Below are 26,030 nucleotides of genomic sequence, written 5' to 3'. Positions count from 1 at the left end.
TTAGTCATGCTTTCTGGTAAGCGCGGCATAGGCAAATGGGCTTGTACCATCAACAGAAAAACAGGATTACCCCGACCAGAAACACCACGCCAGACACTTCGCGCATCCAGTAGAACAGGTTAACCTTCTCTTGCACCACCATAAACGCTTGCGGCGCATCGGTGTAACGTTGAAGGTAAGTTTGCAAAATGCCTGCGCCCGTCAGGAACAGGGTGATGAATACCATTGACACCGACATGAGCCAGAACGACCACATTTCCATCACTTGCTTGCCATTGCTTTTGGCTTGCTGCCCGTGCATGAGCGGCCATGCGAACGAAATAATCGTCAGTACCACCAACACATACGCGCCGAAGAATGCCAGATGCCCATGTGCGGCGGTGATTTGCGAGCCGTGGGTGTAATAGTTGACGGGTGCAAGTGTGTGCATGAAACCCCAAACGCCTGCACCTAGGAATGCCAATACCGCCGTCCCCATTGCCCACAACCAACGCCATCGCAATGATCACATACAACCATTTTTCAATCACTTCGCGGTCAACGCCGGTAATCTTGATCAGCACGAACGCGAGGATAGAGGCCAAAATCAGTTCCCACACGCCCTCAACCCACAGATGCACCACAAACCACCAGTAGTATTTGTCCTTCACCAGATTGTCAGGGTTATAGAACGAGAACAGGAAGAACACCGCCAAGCCGAGCAAGCCGGTCAGCAACACGATCGTGACCACGGTTTTACGCCCGGTCAGCACCGTCATGCCGATATTGAAGAGGAACGCCAGCGCGACCACGACAATGCCGATTTTGGTAATGGTCGGCTGTTCGAGGAACTCGCGCCCCATCGTCGGCAGCAAATCATTGCCGGTAATTTGCGCCAAGGTTGCGTAAGGCACAGACAAGTAGCCGACCACGGTTAACGCCGCAGCTACCAGAAACACCCAAAACATCAGCACCGCGAGTTTCGGGGAATAGAGTTCACGTTGCGATTCTTCCGGCACGAGGTAGTAAGCCGCGCCCATGAAACCCATCAACAGCCACACGATCAGCGAGTTGGTGTGCACCATCCGCGCTACGTTAAACGGAATTTCCGGGAACAGAAAATCACCCATCACGTACTGTAAGCCCATAATCAAGCCAAACAGGACTTGCGCGACAAACAGTGCGATGGCAGCCATAAAATACAGTTTTGCAACTGACTGAGATTGATATTGCATGATATGTCCTCCTTAACCCTGAATGTTAGGTGGCCAGTTTTCGGTATTGATTTCACTGGTGTATTTCAGGAATTCAACAATCTCGTCCAGTTCCGCATCGGTAAAATTGAATTGCGGCATACTGCGGCGACCGGGGATGCCATCCACGGGTCGGCTCTTGATGAAGGCTTTGATCGCGTCCTTAGTTTTCGCCGAAACGCTTGTAGACATTGCCGAGTTCGGGGGCGAAATACGCGCCTTCGCCCAGCAAGGTGTGGCAGCCGATGCAGTTATTGCGTTCCCACAAGCGTTTGCCTGCGGCAACCTGTTCGGTGAGGTTTTGATGGTTGTCACGCGCAGGCCAAGCCTGATGCGTGTCGAATGTCAGGGCAAGAAAGAGCAGCAGGAAAAACGCTGAGCCGCCATAGTAAATATTTCTCGCCATGCTTTTGGTGAAAACTTCCTGCATGGTGTGAATCCCTCCGTAATAGTGTTACTGCTAGGAGGGTAGAGGAATGGATAGGTGAGCGGCCTTGACTCAGGTCAAACCTTTTTCCTTAGGAACTGTCCCGAAATAACTTCCCTCTTTTCTGCTAACAGCGAAAGGGGGAAGATAGCCCCTTGTAATGCCAATCAACACCGAGGATGAGCCAATGGATGTTTACCCATCAGCCATAGAAAAACAAATGCAGCGGTTCTACCAATCGCTCAATGAGCGTGACCGCCGCCGCTACGCCGCCGTGGAAGCCGTCCGGCTTGGGCACGGGGGGCAGGACTACATTTCCCGGTTATTGGACTGTGACCCCAAAACCATCCGCCACGGGTTGACGGAGTTGGAATCGGAAGATGGCTTGCCCACCGTAAGGCAGCGAAAAAAAGGGGCGGGCGCAAACGGCTGAACGCTACGCACCTGCAATTGGATGAGCATTTTCGCCAAGTTTTAAAGGATCATACGGCAGGCGACCCCATGCGGGAGGCGGTGAAATGGACGAACCTGTCACGTCGGCAGATTGCCCGGCGGATGCAGGCATTGGGGACATCGGCTGGGAAAAACGTGGTGTCGCGCCTATTACGGGAGCACGGCTACCGCCGCCGCAAGCCCCAGAAGAAACGCACCATGGGGCAACACGCTGACCGTAATGCCCAGTTTGAAAAGATTGCCCAACTCAAACAAACCTACCTGCAAGCAGGCAAACCCGTGATCAGCATTGACACCAAAAAGAAGGAACTGCTGGGCAACTTTTACCGTGAAGGGGTAACGGATGCCGTCGAACCCACGGAGGTCAATGACCATGACTTCCCCAGCTATGGCAATGGTCAGGTGATCCCCCACGGCATCTACGACCTTGCCCGCAACGAAGCGGCACTGCACCTGAACACCAGCCACGACACCACCGAGTTTGCCTGCGAAAGCCTTGGCTTATGGTGGCGTGAGCAAGGGAAACCCAACTACCCCGAAGCTGACGAGCTGTTGGTCTTATGTGACGGTGGTGGCAGCAACAGTTCCTCTGCGTACCTGTTCAAGCAAGACTTGCAGGCATTGGCGGACAGCCTGAACCTGACAATACGCATCGCCCACTACCCGCCCTATTGCTCCAAATACAACCCGATTGAACACCGACTGTTCCCCCATGTGACCCGTGCCTGCCGGGGTGTGCCGTTGGAAACGGTCGAAACCGCCAAACACTACATGGCAAAAACGGAAACCACCACTGGCTTGAAGGTCGCTGTCCGCATCATCAGTAAAGTTTTTGAAACCGGGCGCAAGTATACCCAAGCGTTTAAGGATAACATGACCATCCAGTTCGATGATTTCCTGCCAAAATGGAACTACACCGCTACCCCTCAGTCCCCCTGATTTCGGGAAGTTATTTCGGGACAGTTCCTTAGGCAATACCAGCGCGTAATAGATCATGCATATGAATAATACCGATAACACTGCCATCCTGAATAACGGGTAGTACCGTGATGGCGTATTCCTGCATCAGATTGAGAGCCTCAACAGCAAGACTGTGTGCGTCGATACTGCGAAATGAGATGGTCATCAAAGCGGAGATGGGTTGTTCGTGTAAGCTTTGCCCTTTCTCGAAAGAGCGGCGTAAATCGCCGTCAGTAAAAATACCCTGTAATTTTCCCGTCTCAGTGGTGATGGCGGTCATGCCGAGTTTTTTGCGCGTCATTTCCAGAATTGCTTGTTGCAAGCTCGCATCGGGGCGGACTTGGGGAATGTCCGCGCCAGTATGCATAATGTCACGCACATGCACCAGCAAGCGCTTGCCTAAACGTCCGCCGGGGTGGGAACGGGCGAAATCATTGGCAGTAAATCCACGTGCTTCCAGTAAGGCTACCGCGAGCGCATCGCCCATGACCAAGGTGGCGGTGGTGCTGGAGGTGGGCGCAAGACCCAAAGGACAAGCTTCTTTGTCGACCCCGATATGGATGTGGAAATCGGCGGCCTCTGCCATTGGCGACTGCGGGTTGCCGGTCATGGCGATAATGCGCACGTCAAGACGACGGATGACCGGCAGAATTGCAAGAATTTCGGCGCTGGTACCGGAATTAGAAAGCGCAATGATGACATCGCCGCTGACGATCATGCCGAGGTCGCCATGGCTGGCTTCGCCGGGATGCAGGAAAAATGCGGGTGTGCCGGTGCTGGCGAGGGTGGCGGCAATTTTGTTACCGATATGCCCGGATTTGCCCATACCCGTAACAATAACGCGCCCTTTGCAAGCGAGAATGGCTTCGCAAGCGTGGAGGAAGTCAGCGTCTAAACGCGAGGGCAGGGCGGCGAGGGCGGCGATTTCAGTATCGATGACCGCTTTGGCAAGGGTAAGCAGGTCTTTAGCGTGGTGTGACATATTGTTAGCCCCTTGTGGAATGTGCGGGAGACGGGCACAAAAAAACCCGCTACTGGCGGGTTAGATATTTTCACTTGGTGATTGGTTCACAACAAGTGGTGCCGGGAGCGAGACTCGAACTCGCACAATGTCACCATCGGCGGATTTTGAATCCGCTGCGTCTACCGATTCCGCCATCCCGGCTAAGAGTGTGAAGGCGGTGATTATACATAAGCTTTTCGATTTGTCGAAACATTTTTTACAAAATGTTAGACTCCGCAGCCATGAAATTAAGTGACTTCCATTATGACCTTCCTCCAGCGCTGATTGCTTCCGAACCTTTAACGGAACGGACAGCCAGTCGGCTACTGATTTTGAACGGTGACAGCGGTGAATGCCGTGACGGTCAGTTTACCGATGTGCTCGATTTGATCCAGCCTGAAGACTTGCTGGTATTCAACAATACGCGCGTGATTCCTGCCCGCTTGCATGGCGAAAAAGCCACGGGCGGCAAGGTTGAAGTGCTGGTGGAACGCATTACCGGCGAACATACCGCATTGGCTCACATTCGTGCCAGCAAAGCGCCCAAACCCGGTACGCGCTTGCGTTTGGAACAGGTGATTGATGCGCAAGTAACCGGGCGGCAAGACGATTTGTTTGAGGTGCAGTTCTTGCACACGGATTCGGCGTTGAGTTTGCTGGAGCAGTACGGGCATATTCCTTTGCCGCCTTACATCGAGCGTGCGGATACGCCAGACGACCGGGAACGTTATCAAACGGTATTTGCGCAACAACCGGGAGCGGTGGCAGCACCGACCGCTGGTTTGCATTTTGATCAGCCGTTATTGGAGGCATTGCGGCAAAAAGGGGTGCAAACTGCTGCGGTTACGTTGCACGTGGGGGCGGGTACGTTCCAGCCGGTGCGGGTGCAGGATTTATCACAGCACGTCATGCATGCTGAATACGCCGATGTTTCCCATGACGTGTGTGACGCGGTAGCGGCTTGCCGTGAACGTGGTGGGCGTGTGGTGGCAGTCGGCACAACGTCGGTGCGCAGCCTTGAAAGTGCTGCCCGTGATGGCACATTAAAACCGTTTCAGGGTGATACACGTTTGTTCATTACACCGGGTTATGAATTCCGTGTAGTGGATGTCATGATTACCAATTTCCACCTGCCCGAATCTACGTTGTTGATGTTGGTTTCAGCGTTTGCTGGGTATGAAAACATCAAGCAAGCCTACCAATATGCCGTTCATCGGGAATATCGCTTCTTTAGTTACGGCGACGCCATGTTTATAACCTATAGACAGAATAAATAGCTATTTCGTCCATCAAGGTTGTGACTTGTCGGTAACTGTAAGATCATAATCACCTAAGCTAAATCTATGTTTATCAAGGATTAATCAAATCTATTTTTGATTGATTTTAGATCAGGCTGGCAGTTTGTTTTATCCCCAACCTCTGCTGGGCTATTTAACTTGTGAGATGACGCCCCGTTGTCAGTCGGGATGTGTCGGAGAGTGATTATGAACAAAAAGAGTGTCTTTAAAAAAACGTCCGTGCCATTGCTGGGAGGCTTCATACTTTTAGCCGTGCCGCTAGTGGGTATGGCAGCACTGCCCATGCCAGCGGATACTTCGTTGGTTTACCGTGTGCAAGGTTTGGATGCGGGTAATGTGTTGAAAATGTACAAAGAACCGGGCAAAGAGGTTGTCGTGAATTTGCCTCACAATGCGACTTGGATTGCGCGGCGTAATGCGCAAATGACCATCGGCGATAAGGTGTGGGAAAAGGTGAGCTGGGATGATCAAACCGGCTGGGTATTATCCGATGCGCTAGAGGAAGACCCTAAAGCGACCGAAGCTGCGAATGCCCGTCGCCAGTGCTTGGTTGATCCCGCTGTACAAGATAAAGAATGTTGTGGTTACCCAGAAGCGGCAAAGGGTGGTTTGTTCAAATCCATTCCGGTTTATGCGGTGCAGGATTTGTCAGCGGGTGAAAGCCTGATGATGTATGTGGATCACGGTGATAATGCCATTGCGGTGGAGCTTCCCCATAACGCTACCAATATCGTGAAGCTGGGGCAACGGGCAGAAGCCGGTGCATTTGCGCTGGAGCGGGTACGTTGGGCAGGCCAAAACGGTTGGATTGATGCAGCTAAAATGACCTACGACGAAGCACGTACTAAAGCTGGTGATGCAAAACGCCAGAAATGCGGCGGTGTATCCGGTGGTGTGGATTTCAAAGAGTCTGAAGTGGTTTGCTTGCCAGCCCCTGTGATTCGTCGCTTGCAAGAATCCGGTGCATTGGATGCCGAAACCGTCAAAAAGCTCCTAGAACAAGCCGACAAAAAATAACGTTGTGCTTCTTACTCCCTTCACCCCTTGCGGGGGAAGGGGTGGGGATGGGGGGATCTTAAAACGAATGCTTTTCGCAAGCTTCCAGCGTGTTTTTCATCAGCATGGCAACCGTCATTGGCCCCACGCCACCCGGCACAGGCGTAATCCACGCTGCACGTTCAGCCGCTGCTGCAAATTCCACATCGCCTGCTAGTTTGCCATTTTCCAGCCGGTTAATGCCCACATCAATCACGGTTGCGCCCGGTTTGATCCAATCACCTTTAACCAGCCCCGGTTTGCCTGCGGCTGCCACCACGATGTCGGCTTGGCGCACCAGTTCAGGCGTCATACCACCACTGAAACGGTGAGTAACGGTGACGGTAGCACCCGCCAACAATAATTCCAGCGCCATTGGGCGACCAACGATGTTGGATGCGCCGACGATCACGGCATGACGTCCTTTGTAGACTTCGCCCGTGCTATCCAGCAAACGCATTACGCCATACGGGGTGCAAGGGCGCAGGCTGGGAATGCGTAAGGTTAATCTGCCGACGTTGGTAGGGTGGAAACCATCCACGTCTTTACTGGGGTTGATTTGCTCAATGATCAGCGAGGCATCCAAATGCGCAGGTAATGGCAGTTGTACCAGAATACCGTCAATCAACGGGTCGTGGTTCAGCTCGTTAATTAACTCGACCAATTCGTGCTGGGTAGTTTGTGGGGGCAGGTCGTAAGAACGTGACATAATGCCCACTTCATCGCAGGCTTTGCGTTTGTGGCTGACGTACACTTGCGACGCAGGGTCAGAACCAATCAGAATGACCGCCAAACCGGGACGACGTTTGCCGTGTTGCAGGCGGGCATCCACACCTTGTTTGACTTCGGTGCGGACTTCGGCGGCGATTTTCTTTCCATCAATGATCTGGGCTGTCATGGCATTCCTGCGAGGCTGGGAAAAGCGCGTATTGTCGCATTGGACTCACTCCCCGTACAACTGCCGTTTCAAGCCACTGCGATTCAGGATAGTCGTGGCAATTTCCTCAATCGAAGTTGCCGTTGTCTCAATGAAGGGGATTTTCTCCCGCCGATACAAACTTTCCTGCCATTGCAGTTCCTGCTGGCATTGGCTCAAGGATGCGTAACGGCTGTTGGGTTTGCGCTCTTGGCGAATACGTTGCAATTGCTGCGCGGTAATCGTCAGGCCAAACAGCTTATTGCGGAAAGGATGCAGGATTTTAGGCAAGCCCGACACATCCATATCTTCTTCGGTGAGCGGGTAGTTCGCCGCGTAAATGCCGTATTGCATCGCCAGATATAAGCACGTCGGGGTTTTGCCGGAGCGCGATACCCCGATCAGAATAATGTCAGCTTCGGCAAAGCTTTTGGCACTGATGCCATCGTCATTGGCTTGCGCAAAATTAATCGCGGAAATGCGTTTGGAATACGACGCATTGTTGTGCAAGCCGTGCGAACGCCCGATCGCATGGGAAGAGGATTGCCCCAGTTCTTTTTCCATCGAGCCGATAAAGTTGTCAAAAAAGTCGTAAATCGCGCAATCGGCGGTTTCGATATGCTGACGCATATCAGGGTTGATCAGGGTGCTAAACACCAGCGGGCGACAACCATCCAATTGCGCCATCAGGTTGATTTGTTCAGCGGTTTCCCGTGCTTTTGCCTCGGAATCGAGAAACGGGATGCTAACTTTACGCCATTGGATGCCGTCGAACTGGGTCAGCAAACTGTGACCCAGCGTTTCGACGGTAATCCCCGTGCGGTCAGACAGATAAAACACTGTCCGCCGCTGTCTGGTGGGGTTATTTTCCATCTAAACTAGCCAAGTGCAGCCAAGTATCCACCACGGTATCCGGGTTCAATGACAAGCTGCTAATGCCTTGCTCATGCAACCACACCGCGAAATCAGGGTAATCGGAAGGCCCTTGCCCGCAAATGCCGATGTATTTACCTTGCTTGTGGCAAGCGTCAATCGCCATTTTCAGCAGCTTTTTCACCGCAGGATTACGCTCATCAAACAGGTGCGCAATCAAGCCGGAATCGCGATCCAGACCCAGCGTCAACTGCGTCATGTCGTTAGAGCCGATGGAGAAACCGTCGAAGTATTCGAGGAATTCTTCCGCCAGCACCGCGTTGGAAGGAATTTCGCACATCATGATCAGGCGCAAACCGTTTTCGCCACGTTGGATGCCTTGGGTTGCCAGCAATTCGGTGACTTGTTGCGCTTCTTCCAAGGTACGGCAGAACGGAATCATGATTTCGACGTTGGTTAAGCCCATGTCATTGCGGACTTTGCGCAACGCACGGCATTCTAACTCAAAGCAATCGCGGAAATTGGCAGACAAATAGCGCGAAACGCCACGGTAGCCGATCATCGGGTTTTCTTCGTGCGGTTCGTAACGGTCGCCTGCCATCAGATTGGCGTATTCGTTCGACTTAAAGTCGGACATGCGCACGATGACCTTGTTAGGCGCGTAAGCAGCCGCGAGGGTGGCGATGCCTTCGACCAGTTTTTCCACGTAGAAATCGACCGGGCTGGCGTATCCGGCAATCTTCGCGCCGATTTTGGCTTTCAGATCCGCAGGCAGGTTATCGAATTCTAGCAAGGCTTTCGGGTGGATGCCGATGGTGTTGTTGATGATGAATTCCAAGCGTGCCAAGCCCACACCGGCATTCGGCAGGCGTGAGAAGGCGAAGGCGCGGGATGGATTACCCACGTTCATCATGATTTTCACGGAAAGGTCGGGCAGGTTGCCGGTGTCAGCAGTGCGTACTTCAAACGGCAGCAAGCCGCTGTAGATGAAACCGGTGTCGCCTTCTGCGCAAGACACGGTGATTTCGTCGCCAGCATTGATGCGTTGGGTCGCATCGCCACAGCCGACGACGGCGGGAATGCCCATTTCACGCGCAATGATTGCCGCGTGGCAGGTACGTCCGCCGCGATTGGTGACGATGGCGGAAGCGCGTTTCATGATCGGTTCCCAGTCGGGATCGGTCATGTCGGTAACGAGTACGTCGCCTTCTTTTACCTCGTTCATCTGGCTGATGCTCATAATGATGCGAGCAGGGCCTTGACCGATTTTTTGACCGATGGCGCGACCTTCGGCAACCACCGTGCCTTTTTCTTTGAGCTGGTAGCGTTCGATAATGGTGGCAGAAGCGCGGCTTTCGACGGTTTCAGGGCGGGCTTGCACAATGTAAAGCTTGCCATCGCCGCCATCGAGTGCCCATTCAATGTCCATCGGACGCTGGTAGTGCTTTTCGATGATCATGGCTTGGCGGGCGAGGGATTCGACTTGCGCTTCGCTCAGGCAGAAACGTTCACGGCGAGCAGCGTCCACTTCGCGGGTCAGGGTTGCTTTGTTGTGTGCGTCACCTACGGTGGCAGCGTAGACCATTTCAATCGCTTTTGTACCTAAACGGCGTGACAGGATTGCAGGGCGACCCGCTTCGATATTGGGTTTGTAGACGTAGAATTCGTCGGGGTTGACCGCGCCTTGCACCACAGTTTCGCCCAAGCCATACGCGCCTGTGACAAATACCGCATCGCGGAAACCGGATTCGGTATCGAGGGTGAACAATACGCCGCTTGCACCGATGTCGCTGCGTACCATTTTTTGCACACCAGCGGACAGGAACACTTTGTCATGTTCAAAATGCTGGTGGACGCGGTAGGCAATCGCCCGGTCATTGTACAACGAAGCAAACACTTCCTTGATGGCGGCGATAACATTATCTAGCCCACGCACGTTGAGAAAGGTCTCTTGCTGACCGGCGAAAGACGCATCCGGTAAGTCTTCAGCCGTGGCGGAAGAACGCACTGCGAAAGAAGCGGTGTCGCCTGAACCAGCCGCCAGTGTGTCATAGGCTTCGCGCACGGTTTCCAGCAATTTTTCGGGCAATGGCGTATCCATCACCCAGCCACGGATGGTTTTACCGGCATCGGTGAGAGCGTGGATGTCGTCTACGTCAAGGGAGTTCAGGAGCGCGTTGATGCGGTCAGCCAGACCGTCAGCGCGGATAAAATCTTGGTAAGCGTGTGTGGTGGTGGCAAAACCGTTGGGGACGCTAACGCCCACGTTTGCCAAGTTGCTGATCATTTCCCCAAGGGAGGCGTTTTTGCCGCCGACGATGTTAACATCGTGCATCCCCAATTGGTCGAACCAAAGAATGTAATCTGCCATTGCGCGATCTCCGTCAGTCGAGTTTGGAATTTCTGGATCTTTATTTGGGTGTAGTTTAGGTTATTGTTTCATAAGGGGTGGGGGATAAAAAGAGCGGCGTTCTTCAGCGAACGCCGCAAGCACCACTGTTAGCATAGATAAGCACTCGTAATGGGTGCTTAGCTGCCGCGTAAGATACCGAAAATAATGCATTGTAAAAAATCAATTGTTTCAATTATTACCATTGTATTGCACAATAATGAGATAATTGAGGAGGGTAAATAACCTTGGCAATGCACTACTACAAGCAGACGCGCTACAAATTATTGCGAACTTTTTGCGTGGTGGCGCAAAAGGAAAACATCACCCATGCAGCCGATCAGTTGCATATCAGCCAGCCGACAGTTTCCTTACAAATTCAGGCACTTGAGCGTGAAATGGGCGAAAAGTTGCTGGAGCGTCGTGGGCCTAGTGTACGTTTAACCCCAGAAGGCCGCATTCTCTACCAATTGGTGCAGCCGATTGCTGCGGGGATTGATTCTCTCAAGGAAACCTTTGCGGCGAGCCTCGGTAAAATGGAACAGGGGGAGCTAAATATTGCGGTAGGGCAGTCTACCGCGTTGTATGTATTGCCTAGATACTTAGAACATTTTTGTGCCGCTTATCCCGGTATTCGCATCAATTTGCATAATGTTGAAGGTCAGAGCGGCATGAAAAAGCTGCTTGAAGACCAAGTGGATTTGGCGGTTGGGCCGTTATTACAGATTCCTGATACGATCGTGTATAAACCGTTTGCCTCATTTGGATCTATTCTGATCACGCCTGAAGATCACCCGTTAGCCGGATTAAAACGCAAGATTACGTTGGAAGATATTGGGCCGTATGGCTTAATTTTACCGCCGCGTAATATGAGTACCTGGCGCATGGTGGATACCGTATTCCGCCAAAATGAAGTGCCCTATTCGGTGGCAATGGAAGCCGGTGGGTGGGAAATTGTCAAAAAGTATGTGGAAATGGGCTTGGGTGTTTCGATTGTTACCGAAGTCTGTTTGACTGGGCATGAGAAAATCGTGGCAATTCCGCTCAGTGATTACTTTCCTGCACGCAGCTATGGCTTGATTGTACGGCGGGGCAAGTTTTTCACCCCGCAGGCAAAGCGTTTTATTGAGATGTTTGACGAAAAATTCTTTATGGAAGAGATGTAATATTTACTCCTCGTCTGTCACCGATTCTGCGCCTTCTTTGGACTGAATCTTGTCTTCTTTGCCCGATAGCAGGTTGCGGATATTGGATTCGTGCCGCCAGAAAATCATGATAGCCATGAACAACACACCCAAGGTTAGCCAGCCATTGCCATCACTCAATACCCAAAAGTAAACCGGCGATAGTGCGGTGGCAATCAGCGCGGCGAGTGATGAAATTTTGAAACCTTTCGCCATGACTAGCCAAGTGGCGACGAAGGCGATGCCGCCCCACAGATTCACACCAAGGAATACGCCGATAGCGGTGGCAACCCCTTTGCCGCCTTTGAAACCATAGAATACCGGGTATAAATGCCCCAGAAACGCGGCGATACCGATCAAGATTAACCCCGTCTCCTCCACGCCCAAGGCTTTGCCGATTAAGACCGGAATCAAGCCTTTTAAACCATCGCCGAGCAAGGTAATCGCAGCGGCTTTTTTACCGCCGTGGCGTAACACATTGGTTGCGCCGGGGTTATTGGAACCCACCGTGCGCGGGTCGGGTAGCCCCATCAGCTTGCAAGTGATGATGGCGGCAGAAATGGAACCGAGCAGGTAAGCCAGTGCAATCAGCAGATAGACCATGGTGAAGACCCGTGTAACGTTGTTATGTAAAGTCGCAATGCTATCAGATAAGCAGGGGGGCATACAGTCAGCATCCGCCGTGTTTCCTCCTGATTGTCTCGTTGCCTATCTATGCTTATGCTAAAGTAGCCAACTTTTAATACCAGACGATTTGCGCAGGGGGAAAGAGAAATGAGTGATCAACAGAAAATAGCGGATAGCCCCACAACCGATATGCCTAACAAGGCTGAAAACGCTTTGGATATGACGTTGGAACAGATTCAGGAAGAGACCCGCCAGCAAGCGGCACAGCAGCAGCTTGTGATGCAGCAGTTATCGGGGGACATTGAGGCGACTTTTGAGCACATTCAGCAAATTAAGTATTCGGGGCAGGGCAAACCGTTAGTCCTGCTCCACGGCTGGGGCATGAACAGCCACGTCTGGCAACCCTTGTTGCCGAGCTTGGCACAACATGCCCAAGTTATTTGCATCGACCTGCCGGGGCATGGCGCAAACAGCCATTTGCCGCTGGGAACATTGGCGGAAGCGGTGGAACAACTTGCCCCGCACATTCCGCAAGATGCCATTATTATGGGCTGGTCACTCGGCGGTCTGATTGCGCAAGGTCTGGCGCACGCGTTACCTGACCGGATTGCCGCGCTGATCCTGATTGCCAGCACCCCCAAATTCGTCGCGGAAGGTGACTGGTCACACGGTGTTTCCCCCGACTTGCTCGCCCTGTTTGGCAGAAGTTTGCAAACTGATTACCTTGGCACGGTAAAACGCTTTTTCGCGCTGCAATTCCTCAGCACCAAAACTGATACCCGCGTGGTGAATGCCTTGCGTGACCGTATTATGGAACACCCAGCAAGTGTCCCTGCGCTGGAAGATGGGCTGAACATCTTGCAAACCGCCGATTTCTCCCAAGCGCCAGTGAAACAGCCGACGCTGTGGATGCTGGGTAAGCTCGACAAGCTGATTCCCGCGTCTCTGGCTGACGCGCTGCCGGAAATGGGGTATAAGCACATTGCGGTGCTGGAACAAGCGGCACATGTACCCTTCGTTACCCACCCGGAGCTTTTCATGGAACATTGCGGGGCATTTCTGAATGCGCTCTGACACTGCCAACCCCTACTTGCTGGATAAACGTAAAACCCGCCAAGGCTTTGAACGCGCCGCGCACACTTACGATGCTAACGCGGTGTTGCAGCGTGAAATCGGCGAGCGTCTGTTGGAACGTTTGGATTTCATCAAAATGCAGCCGGAAATCGTCCTCGACCTCGGTTGCGGCACGGGCATGATCAGCGAACACTTGCTGAAGCGTTACAAAAAAGCCCGCATTATCGGGGTCGATCTTGCCGTCAATATGGTGCAAAAAACCCGGCAACGCGGCGGTTGGTTTCGCAAGCCACAAGGCGTGTGTGCCGATGCCAATCACCTGCCATTCCAGCCGCAATGCGCGGATATGTTGCTGTCTAACCTGATGCTGCAATGGTGCAACGACTTGCCCGCCGTATTTGGCGAATGGGTGCAAGTGCTGAAGCCGAATGGTTTGCTGATGTTTGCCACCTTCGGCCCGGATACCTTGAAAGAATTACGCGCCAGTTGGGGCAGGGTGGATGGCTTCACCCACGCCAGCCAATTTGTGGATATGCACGACGTGGGCGATGCACTGTTACAAGCCGGTTTCCGCGATCCGGTGGTGGATATGGAAACCATCACGCTGACCTACGCCGATGTGCGTGGTTTATTGCGGGATCTGAAAGGCATTGGCGCAAACAATGCCACGCACGGGCGCAATCACGGCTTGACCGGCAAAGCACATCTACAGGCTTTTTTGCAGGCTTACGAATACTTTCGTCAGGAAGATGGGCTTTATCCCGCCACCTACGAAGTGGTGTATGGTCACGCCTGGGCACCAACCCTGTTGCCCAGCAAATTGCCCGAAAAATTCATTCCGATCATGAGGAGTAAGCCATGAGTGACCCCGTTATTGCGCAGAAAAAACCGTGTGTAGTGGAGCTGGAAGCTGACGAAAGCTATTGGTGGTGTAGCTGCGGACGTTCCGCCAATCAGCCGTTTTGCGACGGTTCACACAAGGGGACGGATTTCACCCCAATGGAATTTACCGTGCCGGAAAGCAAGAAGTACGGGTTATGCGCTTGCAAACACACTAAAAATGCACCGTTCTGTGATGCAGCTCATCGTGATCTAAGCTAAGCCGATTATCTGATCTAAGCTAAGCCGATTATCAGTGTGGTAAACTTGCGTCAATTAACTCGCTAGTTGGCGCATAATAATGAAAAAAACGTATACCATCCAATCCGTTAGTCGCAACGCTGTTTCCCCTGAAAAAGGCTCAATCGTTTGGCAATTGTTAGATGCTGCCGATGGGCGTTTGCGTAAAGTGAATGGTGTAACTACGCTCGATAAATCAGGGGCGATTGAGTCAGTACGTTCCATCTATGCGCGGGAAATTCCGTTGGTGAATGAACTGTTGCTGCATCATGAAGGGGATACATTCACTATCGACTTTAGCGAATTCAACCAGTTACAGGGGTACGTTGAACGCGAAATGTACCTTGATATGCAGTACTGTGAACGTATGTCCGGTTTGTCGCGTCGAACATGGCGGATATACCAGTCCGTGCCATAAAATAGTTTTTTTGATCAGGGAAATATGGTTAGATGACTGGTAACAAAAGCAGCCATGAGTAATGTATGACATTAAAAATCACTTTCACTGAGGATGAGATAGCGGAGCTGTTCTACTGGAAGGAGCGCCATCCTCATCCCAGAGTCCGTAAGAAAATGTCCGTGCTGTACCTGAAATCCCAACAGTTGACGCATAAGGAAATCAAACGATTGGAAAGGATTACAGAAGCCACGCTGCTTGCCTACCTAAACGCCTACCTACAACCTAACGGTTTAGAAGCTCTTAAAGAAATACGATTCAATAAACCACAGAGTGATTTGATGGCATATAAAGACAAGATTGAAGCCTATTTTCGTGAATATCCCCCCGCAACCAGCAAGGCGGCAGCCGCTAAGATTGAGGAGCTGACAGGCATCAAACGCAGTGAGGACAGGGTACGTGTCTTTATGAAGAAAATAGGGATGGACATCCATAAAGTGGGGATGATACCCGCCAAAGCTGATGTGGAAGCACAAGAAAAGTTCCTGGAAAATGAACTAAAACCGCGCATTCAGGAGGCTAAGGAGGGCAAACGCGCCCTTTTTTTGTCGATGCCGCCCACTTCGTGTTAGCACCGTTTCTGGGGTTTTTGTGGTCATTTTCCCGCGTATTCATCAAAGCCCCCTGTGGTCGACAACGCTACAACGTATTGGGCGCACTCAATGCGATAACGCTACAACTCATCACGATCACTAACGACTCCTATATCAACGCTAACAGCGTGTGTGAATTATTGGAAAAAATTGCAGCGTTAGCACTCAAAATACCGATCACTTTGGTCTTGGATAATGCCAAGTATCAACGCTGTGAAGCCGTGTTTGCCTGTGCGAAAAGGCTCAATATTGAACTATTATTTTTACCGACCTATTCACCCAACCTCAATCTGATTGAACGGTTGTGGAAGTTCGTCAAGAAAAAATGCTTGTACTCGAAATACTATGATAAGTTTCCCGCTTTCAAGGCGGCCATCACCAACTGTCTCGACAAGCTGGATACCGATCACAAGAAAGAACTGACCCAGTTGATGACAACAAATTTTCAAACCTTTAAAAATGTTCAGGTCTTGACGCTGTAAGGTATAGTTGCGGTATTAACCATGCTGGTTGTACTCTGGCTAGGCTGGATGTTAAACACCAGTATGACGAAATTCGCCCAACAACAACCGCTGATACATAAACATGAGTTACCTTGACCGCATTCGTGCTTGCAACAATTTTGAGTCTACCCATTACCGTGAATTGCTGATCGCTGATCAGGTGTATGGGCAGGTACAACCTGCTTTTGCTGAACATTTGGCAAACTGGGGAGAGGTATTTGCGGTAACGGCTACGCACGTTGCCTTAAATCCGCACTTGCCCGATTATGCCAGCCGCACTGAAAGCGTGGCGCCGGTGTTACGTGCTTTGCATGAGCAGGGGGTAATTGATACGTGGGTAGCTGAGGCTTACCCCGTCACGCATCGCTTTGGTGGTCATGCCGAATTGGAAATTGAACGTGCTGCTACCAATTTTTTCGGGGTGAAAACGTTTGGTATTCACGTTAACGGTTTGGTTAAAACCGCTAAGGGTATTGAAGTGTGGGTGGGTACACGTTCGCTGGATAAACCGTTCTGGCCGGGTAAGCTTGATCAAATGGTCGCAGGTGGTCAGCCCGTGGGCTTAGGTTTGCTGGAAAATGTCATCAAAGAGTCGCAGGAAGAAGCCAATATTCCCGCCGAGTTAGCCCAACAAGCGCAGGCTATCGGCACGATTCCATACCGGCAAGAAGGCTGGCGCGGTTTGGATAATTCCACGATTTATGTGTATGACTTGTGGTTGCCGGAAGATTTTGTGCCCGAAAATACCGATGGTGAAGTGATTGCGTTTGAGCGGATGCCATTAGCGGAAATTGCCCGGTTGACGGAAACCACCGAAGCCTTCAAAGACAATTGTAATCTGGTGAATATTGATCTTTTATTGCGCATGGGAATGATTTCACCGCAACATCCTGAACATGCAGCTATCCTCAACAGTCTGTATATTGCTGGTAATGTAAAAGAGACAAAAAAATGAAAGAAGGCCAACCTAAAACGGTTTATTTACAAGATTATGTAGCACCCAGTTACCGGGTGGATGCATTGTCGTTAGTTTTTGAATTGGGTGAAGACGCGACGCGTGTGACCAGTGTGGCGAATTACCGGCGTGAGGCTGGGGTTGCAGCGAATACGCCTCTGGAATTGTACGGTGAAGAGCTGGAGTTACTGGAAATACGTTTGAATGGTTTACCGCTCCAAACGGGTGATTATCAGCTTACCAGTACAGGCATGAGTATCCCCAATGTGTCGGCATTGTGTACGCTGGAAATCGTCACCCGAATCTACCCGCAGAAAAATACCTCGCTGGAAGGTTTGTACCAGTCCAGCGGCAATTTTTGCACGCAATGCGAGGCGCAAGGGTTTCGCAAAATTACTTATTATCCCGACCGCCCCGATGTGATGACGGTGTTCACGACGCAAATTTTGGCAGATAAACAAAAATATCCGGTATTGCTGTCCAATGGCAATCTTACGGGCAGCGGTGATTTGCCAGATGGCAGGCATTGGGCGCGTTGGGAAGACCCGTTCCACAAGCCTGCGTATTTATTCGCATTGGTGGCAGGCGATTTGCAGCATGTGGAAGACCATTTCACCACACGTTCGGGGCGTGAGGTAACGTTACGCATTTATACCGAAGCACACAATATCGACAAATGTGATCACGCGATGCAGTCACTGAAACGGGCGATGCGGTGGGATGAGCAGCGTTTCGGTTTGGAATACGATCTTGACATTTACATGATCGTCGCGGTCGATGATTTCAACATGGGGGCGATGGAAAACAAGGGCTTGAACGTATTCAACTCCAAGTTAGTGTTTGCCAGCCCTGAAACGGCAACGGATATGGATTATGTCAGCATTGAAGCCGTGATTGGGCACGAGTACTTCCATAACTGGACGGGCAATCGCGTGACCTGCCGCGATTGGTTTCAGTTATCACTGAAAGAGGGCTTGACGGTATTTCGTGATCAGGAATTCACCTCTGACTTACATTCACGTGCGGTGAAACGCATTGAAGACGTGCGGATGTTGCGCACCCATCAGTTTGCGGAAGATGCCAGCCCGATGGCACACCCGATTCGCCCATCTTCCTATATGGAAATCAATAACTTCTACACGGTAACGGTTTACGAGAAGGGTGCGGAAGTGGTGCGTATGTACCAAACGTTGCTGGGGCGTGAAGGGTTCCGCAAGGGTATTGATCTGTATTTCCACCGCCACGATGGGCAAGCCGTTTCCACTGAAAATTTCCTTGCGGCGATGGCGGATGCCAATGAAGTTGATTTAAGCCAGTTTCAGCGTTGGTATGATCAGGCCGGTACGCCGGAAGTAGCGGTCAGCATGGATTATGACGCAGCGGCGCAAACCTGTACGCTGCATTTCACCCAATCGTGTCCCGCTACGCCAGAAGCAGCGGTAAAACTGCCGTTTTTGATTCCGGTCGAAATCGGTTTGCTGGATAGCCGTGGACAAGACATGCTCGGTACGCAAGTGTTGCGTCTGACGGAAGCCACGCAATCATTCAGCTTTAGCAATGTGGTTGAACAACCGATACCGTCGTTGTTGCGCGGTTTTTCATCGCCAGTAAAACTTGGCTACCCGTACAGCGAAGCCGATTTGGTGTTTCTGATGAAGCACGACAGCGATGCGTTTAACCGTTGGGATGCGGGGCAACGTTTAGCAATGCGTACTATCCTCTCGTTGTTGGAAGCACAGCAACGGCAAGAAGCGTTCGGGTTGGAACACGATTTCATCAGTGCTTACCAAGCGATTCTGACGGATAGTGGCTTGGATCACGCCTTACGTGCCGAAGCTTTGACTCTGCCGTCTGAGGCAGATATTGCAGAACGGGCGCGGCCTTCTGACCCTGAGGCGATTCACACGGTACGCGAATTTATTCACGCGACCTTGGCAAAAGCCTTACGTTTGGATTTGGAAGCGCTGTACACCGAATTGCTCGCGCAGGGGCAGGGAGCATATTCCCCCGATGCAGCCAGCATTGGGCGGCGCAGTCTGAAAAACGTTTGCTTGGCGTATTTGGGGCGGATTCAGGATGCGGGTATCCATGAAACTTGCCTGCAACAATACCTCACGGCAGGCAATATGACGGATGCGCTGGCGGCATTGTCGGTATTGAGCCGGATTGAATGCCCGCAACGTGAAGCAGCGTTGCAGCATTTCCATGACCGTTGGCAATACGATTCCTTGGTGATGGATAAATGGTTTGCTTTGCAAGCCACGTCCTCATTGCCGGAAACGCTGCAACAAGTGCAGGCTTTAATGCAGCATCCGTTATTCGATATGCGCAACCCCAATAAAGTCCGTGCGTTGGTGGGTAGCTTTGCAATGCGCAACCCACTGCATTTCCACGCGCAGGATGGTCGTGGTTATACCTTCCTCACGGATTGCGTGTTGGAGCTGGATGCGATGAACCCGCAAATTGCGTCACGTATGGTGCGTCCATTGATGAACTGGCGGCATTACGAAGCGACCCGTAGTGGCTTAATGAAAACGCAGTTAGAGCGTATTCAGGCACATGCGGGTTTGTCGGGGGATGTGTATGAAATCGTAAGCAAGAGTCTGGTATGATGTGGCGACCATTCATCAATGATAGAGAGGGCATGGAATGAAATTGAAGGTATTGAAAGCACTAGGGTTAGCTGCACTGATTACCACGGGCAGCAATGCGCTGGCAGATGAAGTGTGGAACAGCAACGTCGGGCGTATTGTGTACGCTGATGAAATCGGGCCGACCGCCGTATTTGCTTATGGGCCTGCGGAAGATCCGGGTGTGGTATACATTTTGGGCTTAGCAAAGGTTTACCAAAACCGTGGGACGTATGATGGTTATTGGGCAAAAAAGAAAGCTAAGGTGGAATGCACTACCGAACGCCCCGGTATTTTTGGTGAAATGACCCGTTATTGGGGGCGTTACCAGATCAAATTTATCGACAAGAGTTTCCCTTCACGCTGGGAAGCGACGTGGAGCTATTGTGACGGTGCTGCTGAGAAAGTGAAAATCGAAGCAACCCCAGCTATTGGGGAAGCCGCAGCACCTGTGGCTGAGAAGAAATAAGCCACTCCGAGTTTAACGGTGGTTTACCCTACGGTAGACTGCCGTTAATGGCGGCCCCAACAACAACTGCAAAACATCTGCAAGCCGTTAATATAGAACAATTTCCCGAAATTACTTTGCTGGCTATACAGCCAAATATGCAGCCAACCATCTTTACTTAAGCAAAAACACCCACCACCAACAACACCAGCCCGCCCGCGATTACCTGCCCTTTCCGTGGTTGTGGTTTGCCTAGCCCGTGCCATTGGATGAACAAGCCCGCCGCTACTAGTAGCAAACCCGCCGGGAACCATTCCCCCCTGATCGCGTGTTCCAGCATGTAGAACAGGCTGATACAAGCCAGCATGAAACGCGCCCATGCATACAGGCCGTTAACGGTAATGAAGTCATCATTAAACATGGTTTTTCCTTGTGTGGTTGTTGCGTGGTAAGCACGTAAATAATAAATAGCATAAAGAATAAATTATGAATAATAAAATGAATAATATTGGTTTTTCATCTTGGTGGGTTTTGGGGCGGTATGGGTGGGGTGTGGGGGTGGGTTTTCCCAAAAATCCCAACTTTTCCCAACTTTTCACGTAAGTTATTGTATTTAAACGAAAAAGTCAGTTGGGATGGCTTTTTTAAAAAGCCTATAAGTTATTGTATATAAAAGGTTTGTGAGATTGGGAAAAATCCCAACTTTTCCCAACTTATCCCAACTTTTTGGGGGTAAAGTTGGAGTTTTTTGGGTAAATTTGAGGTTTGATTAAAAATTAATCACAAGTGCCGATGAAATATTTATTGCTGTTTTTAGATTTATATTTATTTTTTACAATAAAAAGCCGCGATAGACGCGGCTTGATGGTGGCAAATTTACAAGATAATCAAGCAATCAGTCTTAGGTATTTGCCTTGGCTCCAGCCGTTGGGGTAGAAGGTTTCCTCCTCCACAACCACGCCCTTTCTGATAAGTTCGTCAACGGTTTCGTTGATCTTGTTGGTTAGGCTGCTACGCGGGATTTCCGACCATGGTTTGCCTTCGCATTTGTTGGTGCGTATCAGCTTGCGGGTGGCGTTCTGCTGTTTGCCAAGGTAGGCAATGATCGAATTTTCAAAAGCGTTGAAGCCGATAACCTCTAAGTCGATCAACAGGCTTAGTATGTATTCCAGCATATCGCGCATGATGTTTATGCTTGCTTCCACGTATTCCCGCCCTACTTCACCCACTGGCTTTTCATCCAAGATTGCTAATAGAGTGGCAATTTTCATGATGTGCATGTCTACTTTTGAGACAATGCCGCACATGGTAGCGGTGCTGTACTTCCCGCCCTCTATTAGATGTGGCTCCATCTCATTTCTAAACAGTTGGATTTTATACCAGTCTTCCTTGTTGATTCGGTACGCTGGCAAGTCGTCAAAATCCTGCGCCAGTGTTAGCGCTTGCGCCGCTATATCTTTCACAATGCGGTTGTAAACATTCTGGCTATACTCGTGCGGGTAATATTGGCGCGTGTGGTCGCGTGTGCCTTGTTGTGTAGGCTCTCGTGCCAGCATGAAGCGTTCCGCCATCCCAGAACCTTCAGATTTTGCCAATATGGTTTCAATCGCTGCTGGTTGCGCAAAGCAAGTAATAGCCCCTACTACAATTCCGGTGTAAGTGGTTCGTTCTTTTGCCGCCCGCGCACCTGCATGATATTCAGCGTTAAAGCCCTTTAGGGGTAAGTCTCCATTGTTCTTTTTGTCTTTGCCGCCGTAGGCTGCGCCGGTTAAGGTGTTCACCACGGCTTGTTCCGCGCTTGCAAGGGCAAAATAACCACCTGATTCTGCCAATACTGATTCAAGTGCCTCTACTGTTGAGTCAGTAATAAAAATACGGGGCGGTCTGGGTTCATCAAATTTGCCTTCGGTTCCCGAATCTTCGTGTGCTTCTTTACGTTGCTTCCACGCTTTATCAGCTTCCTTTTGTGCCTCAAATATTGGGCGCTGGAAGGCTTTTAGCATTCGGCTTTTCGCATCACCCGGAATACCGCCACAGATGATGTATTCCCCAACGGGTAACAAACTTCCATCCTGATAAGCGACCGCAACAGAACGACACGCTACAGATGAAACAATGCCTAGCGCTACCAGTAAGCTAGTTGACGGATAGATGTTGCACATCCGCGCTACGTCGCCCACGTACCGCTTAAAATCACCGTCAGGGAGGTGCTTCAACAGGTCAAGCGTGTGCGGTTTCGCCTGTTCCGGTTCGGTTGGTTTGTGGGTGGGCTTTTCCGTGCGTACAAAATTAGTCACTACTGACAGGTTAGGTTTGCCGCTGGTAGCGTTGTGGGGTGTCGTGTTAGTCATGGGGTAGTGTCCTTGTGGGCGTTGCTTCTCAGCAATGCCGTTAAATCGTTGAAATCGGAAAGGTGCAAGGGGGTAGTGTCGGGGAATTCCGGCACGATCAAACCGACCTTGGGTAAGCAGGCAACCACGGCACGCGCTTTGCTTAAGCCGGGGTTGTCGGGGGTTTTGCGGTCGTTATCCGCGCATACAGTCAGGGGAATGTGCGGAAAGCGGTTGTGGTAGTTTTGGGTAACAGGTAGCAGGTTGCCCGCGTCAAAGGCTACCAGTACCGGTAAGCCATAGGTTTCATACAGGCTTGCGCCGGTCGCGTAGCCTTCGCAGACGTACACACCTTGGGAGTGCGTGAGATTGTCGCCTATGAGGTGGAACTTGCCGCGCTTGGGTGTACCGGTCAAAAAGCGTTTCTCACCTGTGGGGGCAATGGTTTGCAAGCCGTGTAACGTGCCGTCAAGGTCACAGAGGGGAATCAGCAACAGGTTGCCCGCTTGCCGGATGTTGTATGTCCCTACCCGCTTGCGCATCAGGTAAGGGTGTGAGGGGTTGGCAGGTTGGGCAGATTCCCACATTGCTACGCCTTGACGGCGGGCTTGTTCCGCTTTGGCGGCACGTTCCGCTTGTTGTTGGGCGACTTGCTCTTGTTGTTTGCGTTCAAGTTGTTGCTTGGCTTCACGGCTCAACCGAAAAAACGTGCTAAAGCTGTTCCACGTGTGGGTAGAACCTTCACGCCAGTTGCCGAAAATGCAAACAATGCCCCACTGATAGGCTTGATCAATCATCAGGGTGTGTTCATGACACACATACCAGCCCGCTTTATCGTCACTTTTGCCATTGCTAGAAAAGCGTTCTAATTTGCCGCTGCATTCAATCGTATTAGGGGCATGACCAATATTCTCTATTAGCGCTTGCCTGAAATTATCAAGAATATCAGCGGTACTTAATAGCATCTCCTTATAGACAAGTTCCCAAGCTGATGTAAGATAAGCAATTTTCACTCATGAACTGGTCATCTACCGAACTCACCGATCTTGATTTGGGAGACAAGCGTCTCGAAACACGAGCCGCCCATATCCTCAAAGCCATGCTGAAAGCCCCCCAGTCCAGCATCCCTAAGGCTTGCCAAAGTTGGTCAAGCACCTTGGCGACGTACCGTTTCTTCTGGAATGAAGCGGTGAGCCATGATGCTTTGATGGCATCCCACTTTGAAGCGACAGAGTGCCGAATTCGTCAACAAGATTCGCGGATTATCCTGTGTATTCAAGATACGACCGAACTGGACTTCAATGGACAAGAAACCGAGGGTTTAGGGCGGTTATCCTACGACAAGCAACGCGGGATGTACCTGCATCCGACCTTGTGTATTACCCCAGAACGTTTGCCGTTGGGCATCACCGATACGTGGATGTGGTCACGGGGATTGAGCAAAGCTGCCGACCAAGCCAACCCCAGCATCAAAGAAAGCCGCCGCTGGATTGAAGGGTATGAACGGGTAGCTGAACTGGCGGCACGCTGCCCTGAACACCGCCTCATCTATACTGGCGACCGTGAAAGCGACTTTTATGACTTACTCAAACGGGCGCAAGCCTTGGATTACCCGGCTGACCTGCTGATACGGGCGCAACATAACCGGGCTTTGGGGGATGACCTCAAACTGTGGGATGCCATTGATCAACAAAAAGCGTTGACTCGTATCACTTTTACCAAACCGCGCAAGCAGGGTGAAAAGCCCCGTAAAGTGGTACAAGAAATCAAGGTGTTACGTTATACCTTGCGTCCCAAGAGTAAGCATCCGATGCTATTGACCTTGGTGCAAGCCAAAGAAATCAACCCACCCGCCGGAAAATCGCCCCTCATTTGGCGTTTAGTCACCAACCGTTGTGTAGAGACCGCCGATGCCGCCTGTGAACTCATCGACTGGTATCGGGCGCGTTGGGAAATCGAGATGTTTTTTGATGTTCTGAAAGTCGGTTGTCGCGTCGAAAAACTGCAACTGGACACCAAAGAGCGCATCGAAAAAGCCCTCGCGCTCTACATCATGGTGGCCTGGCGGATTATGTTTCTGATGCGGTTGGGGCGTACCTGTCCAGAACTTCCTGCTGATCTGGTGTTTGACCCCTTGGAATGGAAAGTCTCCTTCCGACTCGGCAAAAAAGCACTACCCGATGGCATACCTACCCTCAATCAAGTGATCCGCAATCTCGCAGAACTGGGGGGCTTTCTGGGCAGAAAATCCGACGGCGAACCGGGGGCTAAAAGTATCTGGTTAGGCTACTCACGCGTGCTGGACTGCATTTATGGCATTCAGATGGCTAGTGAGTTGGGAATGGACTGATTTGTGTATAAGGAGATGACTTAATAGCGGTTTTGCGCCTGATGTTTTATAATCAGCTCTCGAATCGTTGATATTTGTATGGCCTCTAGTGTTGGTAGCGCTAGGGGCTTTTCTTTGTGCGCTTTCCATAAATTACCCTTTTTGTTTGATGCTCATAAATCATTCTTTTTTGTGGTTGCTAACCATACATCAATTTCGTTTTCTGACCAGCGAATAGTTTTACCACGCTTTAATACTGGTTTGGGTAAAAAGTTAGCTGACTCCCACCGGTAGGTTGTTGATCGGTCTACGCCCAACTTGTTACAAAGATCGGCACGGCTTATTAGTCTGTCTGTAAACTCCGCTGCTGCGAGTCTTTCTTTGATCTTGCGTTTCATTTGGTTAAAGTCAAAGTTCATTATGTTGGCAGGTCTTTGCATGTTAAATATTCCAGTGAGTGTTAAAAGTGAGCAGAGGGTTATTAATCCCCTGCCCTGTTGGGTTAATTAATAGGCTCTTTTGTAACGTGGGTAAGTGCTACCTTCAATATAATCAGTGTTAGGCTTCAGAATTCCCTCCGCTGCCATTCGATCAAGGCACTCATTTCGTATCGGGTTCACATTTGAGGCTGTTTTTCTGCTAATTCGCGTTTAACCGCTGAATGTCAGCCTCTTCGATCAATGCGCCGTGCATCCGTTGGGGTTGCGTACCGATCAGCTTTAACAGGCAATCGCCTTTACTCAGTAATTTTTCACAGCCGGTTTCACCTAATACCACCTTCGATTCATAATCCTTCGCTACGGTTAACCCGGCACGGCTTGGAATATTCATACGCAACAGGTCGGGCAGAATGTTTGAACTTGGGTATTGAGTGCCGATTACTAAGGAACTGTCCCGAAATAACTTCCCTCTTTTCTGCTATACCTTACAGCGTCAAGACCTGAACATTTTTAAAGGTTTGAAAATTTGTTGTCATCAACTGGGTCAGTTCTTTCTTGTGATCGGTATCCAGCTTGTCTACATGGCAAAAACGGAAACCACCACTGGCTTGAAGGTCGCTGTCCGCATCATCAGTAAAGTTTTTGAAACCGGGCGCAAGTATACCCAAGCGTTTAAGGATAACATGACCATCCAGTTCGATGATTTCCTGCCAAAATGGAACTACACCGCTACCCCTCAGTCCCCCTGATTTCGG

General features: G+C 50.9%; 27 protein-coding genes, 1 tRNA gene and 1 pseudogene. 15 read left to right on the top strand and 14 right to left on the bottom strand.

Annotation, left to right across the window (positions count from 1 at the left end; genetic code table 11):
• Window positions 1-119 precede the first annotated feature (119 nt).
• Genes QJT81_14370 through QJT81_14360 form a run of 3 tightly spaced genes read right to left on the bottom strand, consistent with a single transcriptional unit; the run spans window position 120 to window position 1,662 of the window.
• A complete protein-coding gene (locus QJT81_14370; GenBank protein ID WGZ93002.1) occupies window positions 120-1,214 on the bottom strand; it encodes a cbb3-type cytochrome c oxidase subunit I in 1,095 nt (364 codons plus the stop codon).
• A gap of 12 nt (window positions 1,215-1,226) precedes the next feature.
• Entirely contained in the window at window positions 1,227-1,424 is a 198-nt protein-coding gene (locus QJT81_14365; GenBank protein WGZ93001.1) for a cytochrome c, read from the bottom strand.
• Window positions 1,396-1,662, bottom strand: coding sequence for a c-type cytochrome (locus QJT81_14360; protein ID WGZ93000.1), 267 nt, complete (start codon window positions 1,660-1,662; stop codon window positions 1,396-1,398). The genes QJT81_14365 and QJT81_14360 overlap by 29 nt, the downstream gene beginning before the upstream one ends.
• A 157-nt stretch (window positions 1,663-1,819) precedes the next feature.
• On the opposite strand from QJT81_14360, the gene QJT81_14355 reads away from it, so the two are divergent.
• Entirely contained in the window at window positions 1,820-2,092 is a 273-nt protein-coding gene (locus QJT81_14355) for a hypothetical protein (GenBank protein WGZ92999.1), read from the top strand.
• Window positions 2,093-2,109: 17 nt separating this feature from the next.
• Window positions 2,110-3,051, top strand: a complete 942-nt coding sequence (locus QJT81_14350) for an ISAzo13 family transposase (GenBank protein ID WGZ92998.1) — start codon at window positions 2,110-2,112, stop codon at window positions 3,049-3,051.
• A gap of 28 nt (window positions 3,052-3,079) precedes the next feature.
• On the opposite strand, the gene QJT81_14345 is transcribed toward QJT81_14350, so the two are convergent.
• Complete coding sequence (locus QJT81_14345) at window positions 3,080-4,054, bottom strand: KpsF/GutQ family sugar-phosphate isomerase (GenBank protein WGZ92997.1); 975 nt, start codon at window positions 4,052-4,054, stop codon at window positions 3,080-3,082.
• A 96-nt stretch (window positions 4,055-4,150) separates the two neighbouring features.
• Window positions 4,151-4,237 (bottom strand) — tRNA-Leu (locus tag QJT81_14340).
• 80 nt (window positions 4,238-4,317) lie between these two features.
• On the opposite strand from QJT81_14340, the gene queA reads away from it, so the two are divergent.
• Together queA and QJT81_14330 are read left to right on the top strand one after the other, a co-directional pair.
• Window positions 4,318-5,352, top strand: a complete 1,035-nt coding sequence (gene queA, locus QJT81_14335) for a tRNA preQ1(34) S-adenosylmethionine ribosyltransferase-isomerase QueA (protein WGZ92996.1) — start codon at window positions 4,318-4,320, stop codon at window positions 5,350-5,352.
• A gap of 207 nt (window positions 5,353-5,559) precedes the next feature.
• Window positions 5,560-6,390 (top strand): hypothetical protein, encoded by an 831-nt coding sequence (locus QJT81_14330; GenBank protein WGZ92995.1) that lies wholly within the window; start codon window positions 5,560-5,562, stop codon window positions 6,388-6,390.
• A 58-nt stretch (window positions 6,391-6,448) separates the two neighbouring features.
• Here QJT81_14330 and folD read toward each other — a convergent pair whose 3' ends face one another.
• Genes folD through ppsA form a run of 3 tightly spaced genes read right to left on the bottom strand, consistent with a single transcriptional unit; the run spans window position 6,449 to window position 10,568 of the window.
• On the bottom strand, window positions 6,449-7,306 hold the full coding sequence (gene folD, locus QJT81_14325) for a bifunctional methylenetetrahydrofolate dehydrogenase/methenyltetrahydrofolate cyclohydrolase FolD (protein WGZ92994.1): 858 nt from the start codon (window positions 7,304-7,306) through the stop codon (window positions 6,449-6,451).
• A gap of 45 nt (window positions 7,307-7,351) precedes the next feature.
• Entirely contained in the window at window positions 7,352-8,197 is an 846-nt protein-coding gene (locus QJT81_14320; protein ID WGZ92993.1) for a pyruvate, water dikinase regulatory protein, read from the bottom strand.
• Window positions 8,187-10,568, bottom strand: a complete 2,382-nt coding sequence (gene ppsA, locus QJT81_14315) for a phosphoenolpyruvate synthase (protein ID WGZ92992.1) — start codon at window positions 10,566-10,568, stop codon at window positions 8,187-8,189. The genes QJT81_14320 and ppsA overlap by 11 nt, the downstream gene beginning before the upstream one ends.
• 272 nt (window positions 10,569-10,840) lie before the next feature.
• Between ppsA and QJT81_14310 the strand changes: the two genes are divergently transcribed.
• On the top strand, window positions 10,841-11,752 hold the full coding sequence (locus tag QJT81_14310) for a LysR family transcriptional regulator (GenBank protein ID WGZ96495.1): 912 nt from the start codon (window positions 10,841-10,843) through the stop codon (window positions 11,750-11,752).
• 3 nt (window positions 11,753-11,755) lie between these two features.
• On the opposite strand, the gene plsY is transcribed toward QJT81_14310, so the two are convergent.
• Entirely contained in the window at window positions 11,756-12,373 is a 618-nt protein-coding gene (gene plsY, locus QJT81_14305; protein WGZ96494.1) for a glycerol-3-phosphate 1-O-acyltransferase PlsY, read from the bottom strand.
• Window positions 12,374-12,544: 171 nt separating this feature from the next.
• Here plsY and bioH point away from each other — a divergent pair, with 171 nt between their 5' ends.
• The 8 genes and pseudogenes from bioH (at window position 12,545) to QJT81_14265 (ending at window position 20,197) form a co-directional block, all read left to right on the top strand.
• Entirely contained in the window at window positions 12,545-13,471 is a 927-nt protein-coding gene (gene bioH, locus QJT81_14300) for a pimeloyl-ACP methyl ester esterase BioH (GenBank protein ID WGZ92991.1), read from the top strand.
• Window positions 13,461-14,333: a malonyl-ACP O-methyltransferase BioC gene (gene bioC, locus QJT81_14295; GenBank protein ID WGZ92990.1), complete on the top strand. Its 873-nt coding sequence runs from the start codon at window positions 13,461-13,463 to the stop codon at window positions 14,331-14,333. Before bioH ends, bioC begins: the two co-directional genes overlap by 11 nt.
• Window positions 14,330-14,572: a CDGSH iron-sulfur domain-containing protein gene (locus tag QJT81_14290; protein WGZ92989.1), complete on the top strand. Its 243-nt coding sequence runs from the start codon at window positions 14,330-14,332 to the stop codon at window positions 14,570-14,572. Before bioC ends, QJT81_14290 begins: the two co-directional genes overlap by 4 nt.
• A gap of 79 nt (window positions 14,573-14,651) precedes the next feature.
• Entirely contained in the window at window positions 14,652-15,008 is a 357-nt protein-coding gene (locus QJT81_14285; GenBank protein ID WGZ92988.1) for a hypothetical protein, read from the top strand.
• 65 nt (window positions 15,009-15,073) lie between these two features.
• A pseudogene (locus QJT81_14280) lies at window positions 15,074-16,122 on the top strand (IS630 family transposase).
• Between the two features lie 103 nt (window positions 16,123-16,225).
• Window positions 16,226-17,098, top strand: coding sequence for a DUF4743 domain-containing protein (locus QJT81_14275; GenBank protein WGZ92987.1), 873 nt, complete (start codon window positions 16,226-16,228; stop codon window positions 17,096-17,098).
• Window positions 17,095-19,710, top strand: coding sequence for an aminopeptidase N (gene pepN / locus QJT81_14270; protein ID WGZ92986.1), 2,616 nt, complete (start codon window positions 17,095-17,097; stop codon window positions 19,708-19,710). Before QJT81_14275 ends, pepN begins: the two co-directional genes overlap by 4 nt.
• Window positions 19,711-19,747: 37 nt before the next feature.
• Window positions 19,748-20,197 carry a hypothetical protein gene (locus tag QJT81_14265; GenBank protein WGZ92985.1) on the top strand — a complete coding sequence of 150 codons (450 nt, stop codon included), beginning with the start codon at window positions 19,748-19,750 and terminating at the stop codon, window positions 20,195-20,197.
• A 157-nt stretch (window positions 20,198-20,354) separates the two neighbouring features.
• On the opposite strand, the gene QJT81_14260 is transcribed toward QJT81_14265, so the two are convergent.
• The 3 genes from QJT81_14260 to QJT81_14250 all read right to left on the bottom strand — a co-directional run bounded on the left by QJT81_14260 (window position 20,355) and on the right by QJT81_14250 (window position 23,471).
• Complete coding sequence (locus QJT81_14260; protein WGZ92984.1) at window positions 20,355-20,597, bottom strand: hypothetical protein; 243 nt, start codon at window positions 20,595-20,597, stop codon at window positions 20,355-20,357.
• 466 nt (window positions 20,598-21,063) lie between these two features.
• A complete protein-coding gene (locus QJT81_14255) occupies window positions 21,064-22,527 on the bottom strand; it encodes a DUF3987 domain-containing protein (GenBank protein ID WGZ92983.1) in 1,464 nt (487 codons plus the stop codon).
• Window positions 22,524-23,471 carry a toprim domain-containing protein gene (locus QJT81_14250; GenBank protein ID WGZ92982.1) on the bottom strand — a complete coding sequence of 316 codons (948 nt, stop codon included), beginning with the start codon at window positions 23,469-23,471 and terminating at the stop codon, window positions 22,524-22,526. Before QJT81_14250 ends, QJT81_14255 begins: the two co-directional genes overlap by 4 nt.
• Window positions 23,472-23,521: 50 nt before the next feature.
• Between QJT81_14250 and QJT81_14245 the strand changes: the two genes are divergently transcribed.
• The gene (locus tag QJT81_14245) at window positions 23,522-24,856 is read left to right on the top strand and encodes an IS4 family transposase (GenBank protein WGZ92981.1); all 1,335 of its coding nucleotides are present in this window, start codon (window positions 23,522-23,524) and stop codon (window positions 24,854-24,856) included.
• 152 nt (window positions 24,857-25,008) lie between these two features.
• Here QJT81_14245 and QJT81_14240 read toward each other — a convergent pair whose 3' ends face one another.
• Window positions 25,009-25,275, bottom strand: coding sequence for a helix-turn-helix domain-containing protein (locus QJT81_14240; GenBank protein ID WGZ92980.1), 267 nt, complete (start codon window positions 25,273-25,275; stop codon window positions 25,009-25,011).
• Window positions 25,276-25,474: 199 nt separating this feature from the next.
• Window positions 25,475-25,666 carry a hypothetical protein gene (locus QJT81_14235; GenBank protein ID WGZ92979.1) on the bottom strand — a complete coding sequence of 64 codons (192 nt, stop codon included), beginning with the start codon at window positions 25,664-25,666 and terminating at the stop codon, window positions 25,475-25,477.
• A 190-nt stretch (window positions 25,667-25,856) separates the two neighbouring features.
• Here QJT81_14235 and QJT81_14230 point away from each other — a divergent pair, with 190 nt between their 5' ends.
• Entirely contained in the window at window positions 25,857-26,024 is a 168-nt protein-coding gene (locus tag QJT81_14230; protein ID WGZ92978.1) for a hypothetical protein, read from the top strand.
• Window positions 26,025-26,030: the final 6 nt, after the last annotated feature.

This window comes from Candidatus Thiothrix putei (assembly GCA_029972225.1).
In the GTDB taxonomy this organism is placed as follows: Bacteria; Pseudomonadota; Gammaproteobacteria; order Thiotrichales; family Thiotrichaceae; genus Thiothrix; species Thiothrix putei.
Note: the sequence above shows the minus strand (reverse complement) of the source record. Positions and strands in the feature narration are given on the sequence as shown.

What these genes read in the sequence shown, in the direction of transcription:
- bioC (WGZ92990.1), top strand. Translation starts at nt 13,461, where the DNA reads ATGCGCTCTGACACTGCCAACCCCTACTTGCTGGATAAACGTAAAACC.
- QJT81_14365 (WGZ93001.1), bottom strand. Translation starts at nt 1,424, where the DNA reads ATGTCTACAAGCGTTTCGGCGAAAACTAAGGACGCGATCAAAGCCTTC.
- QJT81_14275 (WGZ92987.1), top strand. Translation starts at nt 16,226, where the DNA reads ATGAGTTACCTTGACCGCATTCGTGCTTGCAACAATTTTGAGTCTACC.
- QJT81_14345 (WGZ92997.1), bottom strand. Translation starts at nt 4,054, where the DNA reads ATGTCACACCACGCTAAAGACCTGCTTACCCTTGCCAAAGCGGTCATC.
- bioH (WGZ92991.1), top strand. Translation starts at nt 12,545, where the DNA reads ATGAGTGATCAACAGAAAATAGCGGATAGCCCCACAACCGATATGCCT.
- QJT81_14265 (WGZ92985.1), top strand. Translation starts at nt 19,748, where the DNA reads ATGAAATTGAAGGTATTGAAAGCACTAGGGTTAGCTGCACTGATTACC.
- QJT81_14230 (WGZ92978.1), top strand. Translation starts at nt 25,857, where the DNA reads ATGGCAAAAACGGAAACCACCACTGGCTTGAAGGTCGCTGTCCGCATC.
- QJT81_14235 (WGZ92979.1), bottom strand. Translation starts at nt 25,666, where the DNA reads ATGAATATTCCAAGCCGTGCCGGGTTAACCGTAGCGAAGGATTATGAA.
- QJT81_14310 (WGZ96495.1), top strand. Translation starts at nt 10,841, where the DNA reads ATGCACTACTACAAGCAGACGCGCTACAAATTATTGCGAACTTTTTGC.
- ppsA (WGZ92992.1), bottom strand. Translation starts at nt 10,568, where the DNA reads ATGGCAGATTACATTCTTTGGTTCGACCAATTGGGGATGCACGATGTT.
- QJT81_14290 (WGZ92989.1), top strand. Translation starts at nt 14,330, where the DNA reads ATGAGTGACCCCGTTATTGCGCAGAAAAAACCGTGTGTAGTGGAGCTG.
- QJT81_14320 (WGZ92993.1), bottom strand. Translation starts at nt 8,197, where the DNA reads ATGGAAAATAACCCCACCAGACAGCGGCGGACAGTGTTTTATCTGTCT.
- QJT81_14355 (WGZ92999.1), top strand. Translation starts at nt 1,820, where the DNA reads ATGCCAATCAACACCGAGGATGAGCCAATGGATGTTTACCCATCAGCC.
- QJT81_14240 (WGZ92980.1), bottom strand. Translation starts at nt 25,275, where the DNA reads ATGCAAAGACCTGCCAACATAATGAACTTTGACTTTAACCAAATGAAA.
- queA (WGZ92996.1), top strand. Translation starts at nt 4,318, where the DNA reads ATGAAATTAAGTGACTTCCATTATGACCTTCCTCCAGCGCTGATTGCT.
- QJT81_14255 (WGZ92983.1), bottom strand. Translation starts at nt 22,527, where the DNA reads ATGACTAACACGACACCCCACAACGCTACCAGCGGCAAACCTAACCTG.
- QJT81_14370 (WGZ93002.1), bottom strand. Translation starts at nt 1,214, where the DNA reads ATGCAATATCAATCTCAGTCAGTTGCAAAACTGTATTTTATGGCTGCC.
- QJT81_14250 (WGZ92982.1), bottom strand. Translation starts at nt 23,471, where the DNA reads ATGCTATTAAGTACCGCTGATATTCTTGATAATTTCAGGCAAGCGCTA.
- QJT81_14285 (WGZ92988.1), top strand. Translation starts at nt 14,652, where the DNA reads ATGAAAAAAACGTATACCATCCAATCCGTTAGTCGCAACGCTGTTTCC.
- folD (WGZ92994.1), bottom strand. Translation starts at nt 7,306, where the DNA reads ATGACAGCCCAGATCATTGATGGAAAGAAAATCGCCGCCGAAGTCCGC.
- QJT81_14330 (WGZ92995.1), top strand. Translation starts at nt 5,560, where the DNA reads ATGAACAAAAAGAGTGTCTTTAAAAAAACGTCCGTGCCATTGCTGGGA.
- pepN (WGZ92986.1), top strand. Translation starts at nt 17,095, where the DNA reads ATGAAAGAAGGCCAACCTAAAACGGTTTATTTACAAGATTATGTAGCA.
- QJT81_14245 (WGZ92981.1), top strand. Translation starts at nt 23,522, where the DNA reads ATGAACTGGTCATCTACCGAACTCACCGATCTTGATTTGGGAGACAAG.
- QJT81_14360 (WGZ93000.1), bottom strand. Translation starts at nt 1,662, where the DNA reads ATGCAGGAAGTTTTCACCAAAAGCATGGCGAGAAATATTTACTATGGC.
- QJT81_14260 (WGZ92984.1), bottom strand. Translation starts at nt 20,597, where the DNA reads ATGTTTAATGATGACTTCATTACCGTTAACGGCCTGTATGCATGGGCG.
- plsY (WGZ96494.1), bottom strand. Translation starts at nt 12,373, where the DNA reads ATGGTCTATCTGCTGATTGCACTGGCTTACCTGCTCGGTTCCATTTCT.